Source organism: Thalassobellus citreus (assembly GCF_044385915.1).
Lineage (GTDB): Bacteria > Bacteroidota > Bacteroidia > Flavobacteriales > Flavobacteriaceae > Thalassobellus > Thalassobellus citreus.
Map to the genome: position 1 here is coordinate 1 of NZ_JBISCC010000079.1, position 3,227 is coordinate 3,227.

At 31.2% G+C, this 3,227-nt stretch carries 3 protein-coding genes; all 3 read left to right on the forward strand.

Annotation, left to right across the window (positions count from 1 at the left end; translation table 11 throughout):
* Positions 1-296 precede the first annotated feature (296 nt).
* A complete protein-coding gene (locus ACH5TX_RS00585; RefSeq protein WP_439337615.1) occupies positions 297-1,283 on the forward strand; it encodes a hypothetical protein in 987 nt (328 codons plus the stop codon).
* Between the two features lie 177 nt (positions 1,284-1,460).
* Positions 1,461-2,195, forward strand: coding sequence for a hypothetical protein (locus ACH5TX_RS00590; protein ID WP_439337616.1), 735 nt, complete (start codon positions 1,461-1,463; stop codon positions 2,193-2,195).
* Between the two features lie 160 nt (positions 2,196-2,355).
* The gene (locus ACH5TX_RS00595) at positions 2,356-2,952 is read left to right on the forward strand and encodes a hypothetical protein (protein WP_439337617.1); all 597 of its coding nucleotides are present in this window, start codon (positions 2,356-2,358) and stop codon (positions 2,950-2,952) included.
* Positions 2,953-3,227: the final 275 nt, after the last annotated feature.

Sequence of the window (3,227 nt, forward strand, 5' to 3'; positions counted from 1 at the left end):
AATCATTTCGGACTTTTGAGCTTGTTTGCGGAACAAAATAAAATCGGACAAATAAAACGTCTGACTTTTGCCAGATTGCGGAAACAATATTTGACCGAAAAAATAAACTGACAAAAGTATTTATCTGACATAAAAAGCACTAAAACCCAACAACGTGTATAATTAACGGCTAGTTTTAGCCTACTTACGAAAATCCTCGCGGATTTTCTATTCGGTTTTTATTTGCTAAATTAGGTGCGTGGAACACGCCACTAATCATACACAAAACCGTTGTGCGTAATTAGAACCACGAAAAAATGAACAAATTTTTCAGAACATTTTTACTTTTGATTTTGCTGTCTATTTTCTGCAATAACACTTTCGCCCAAAATCTCATTCAAGAATATGAACCCGAAAAAAATGACAGCATAAGAATTGGAAAAGGAGAAAAAGATTTCTTAAAATACATCCAAAAAGGTTATACACTTTCAATACCCAAAAAGGACAAAATTATTGGAACACTTATCTTCTTGGAGGGTTCTGAATTTGACAAAAAGAATAAAAGTGCAAAACTGATATACAAACAAGCAAATAAAAAAGGCTTTGCCGTTTTGTCTGTTTCAACAGAAATCCCGTTGGACTTTTATTTCACAGATAATTCGAGCCAAACTGCTCACCAAATAATCAAAACAGCCTTTAAAGAACATAATTTGCCAAATAACAATGTATTTCTAATCGGAACTGGTTTGTCGGGACATAGAGCAATGAAATACGTAGAATGTATCAAAAAAACCAAGACTGATTTCAAACTTAATCTAATCGGATTGGTTATTTGCGATTCGGCACTCGATTGGGTAAGACAATATAACGAGGGAGCAAGAGATATTAGAATCAATTATAACGAAGGCTCGGTTTGGGAAGGAACATTGACTACATATTTGCTAGAGCAACATCTCAATGGAACACCTAAAACAAACTTGGAAAACTATCTCGACTTTTCTTCTTACAGCTATTTTGACGAGGAAAGTCGCCATATAAAATACTACAAAGACTTAGCTGTTAGAGCATATATGCAAGTAGCGATTGAGTATTGGCTTAAAAAGAAAAGAAAGACACCTTTTGACAATAACGGACCAGATATGGTTGGACTGATAGCGGAATTAAAACTAGCAGGAAACAATAAGTCCGAATTAAAAGTGATATATCCGAACGACAGTAAATCTGAAAAGAAAAATGTGGACGGAACTTGGATTTCAGTAGACAAAAAGGAATTAATGAATTGGATTTTAAAACAAATTGAATAATAATAACTACGCACAACAAAGTATAAAATTAATGGCTAGTTCTAACCTACTTGGAAAATTCCTGCGGAATTTTCCGCTGGCAAGTTTCTATTTACTAAATTAGTACTTAAACGCGCCACTAATATTATACGTAAACGTTGTGCGTAAGCACGAAAAATACACTATAAATTATATTGAATGAAGAAGATTTTTGATTTTAAAACACTGATGACAATTATTGGTATTGTATTACCGATTGTTTTATTCATTATTTCAAAAAATGTAAAAGAATTATCTTTTAAAAATATTGCTATTACTGAATTGGTTTCAGACAAAAATATTTCTGATGAATCAATTAAAGTTTTTTTTGATAATGAACAAGTATTCAACCTATATTCCATTTCTTCAATTTTGACAAATACTGGAAATGTTCCGATACTTAACTCTGAATTATTAAACTCTATTCATATCAACTTTCAAGATTCTGTGAAAGTTTTAAAATACTCAATAAATACTAAACCTTCTAATATTAAATTAAACCAAGAATTACAATCAGGAAACACATTAATATTAAAGCCAGATTTACTTAATCCAAAAGATGTTATAGATATAAATTTTTATGTTACTTCACCTAACGATAAAGTACTTCCTAAAATCACATCTCGAATTGTTGGTGGAGAAGTTTTAAATCTTAACCTTGATGAAGATATTAGACAAAAATCAGATTTTAAAAACAAAGCATTTGCGAGTTTCGAAGGTACTATTTACTGGATGTCTTTAATATATACCATTATTTACATTTTGATTATTTTCTGGGCTGTTTATGTTAATAAGGATATGAATTTAGATTCAGCTCTAAGTAAGTTTTTGGTGTTCTTTTTTATGAGTTTAGGACTTATATGTTCTATATTGTATTTGATTCAAACAGGATAAGCCTACGCACAACAAAGCATAAAATTAATGGCTAATTTTAGCTTACTTGGAAAATTCCTTCGGAATTTTCCGCTGGCAAGTTTCTATTTACTAAATTAGTGCTTAAACGCGCCACTAATATTATACGTAACCGTTGTGTGCAAGCTGAAAACCGAACTAAATGAAAAACTATTTCTTTCTGATTTTAACATTAATTACTCTTTTAAGTTGTAAAGACAAAGGAAATGTCAATAGCGAAACAAAAGTTCTGAAAACAGAATCCGTTATTGAAACTAAAGTCATTGAAAAACAAATTGAACTGACTGAAAAAGTAAAAACTGAATCACTTAAATCTGAAAATAAAAAAGTTGGAGATTGGACACATCCAGAGTTTTTTGAATTTAACAATTACAAAGAATATCGTGTTACAGATACTATAAGCCTTGACCTAAATGGAAACGGAATATTGGAACGAATATACTTTGACAAAAAAGATTGTCCGAAATTAATAATTGAAGAAAAAGGACAAGATTTAATTTCAATTGGTTGTGGAAAAGAAGAATATAACGGATTTCCAAATGCTATTGGTTGGGTTAATTTATGGTGTGTTGTTTCTGACAAGGAAACTTTTGAGGTTATCGTGAAAGATGGAGAATTAGTTGGCGACAAAATTGTGAATTTGGAGAGACCAAGTATATACGTTGGAAAAGAAGAAGCAGGTGGAGGAATAATAACATATAGAAATGGAGAACTGTATTGGGTTCATCAATCTGATTAAAAAAGCCTGCGCACAACAAAGTATAAGAAATAATGCTTAAATTTATTTCTTAATCAAAAGGTTAGTACTTTTTTAGTCACTCTGATTTTCCTGCGGAAAATCCTCGGACACAAAAACGCACTATTCTTATACACAACCGTTGTGCCTCATTTCCAAACTGAACGCTGAATGAAAATATTTCCGACTAATAATTACGAATTTGAACTGACAAAAGAAAGTACAAAAGCATTATCGGAATTAGAAAAAAACACTCTGATAACTGACTCACTCGTATC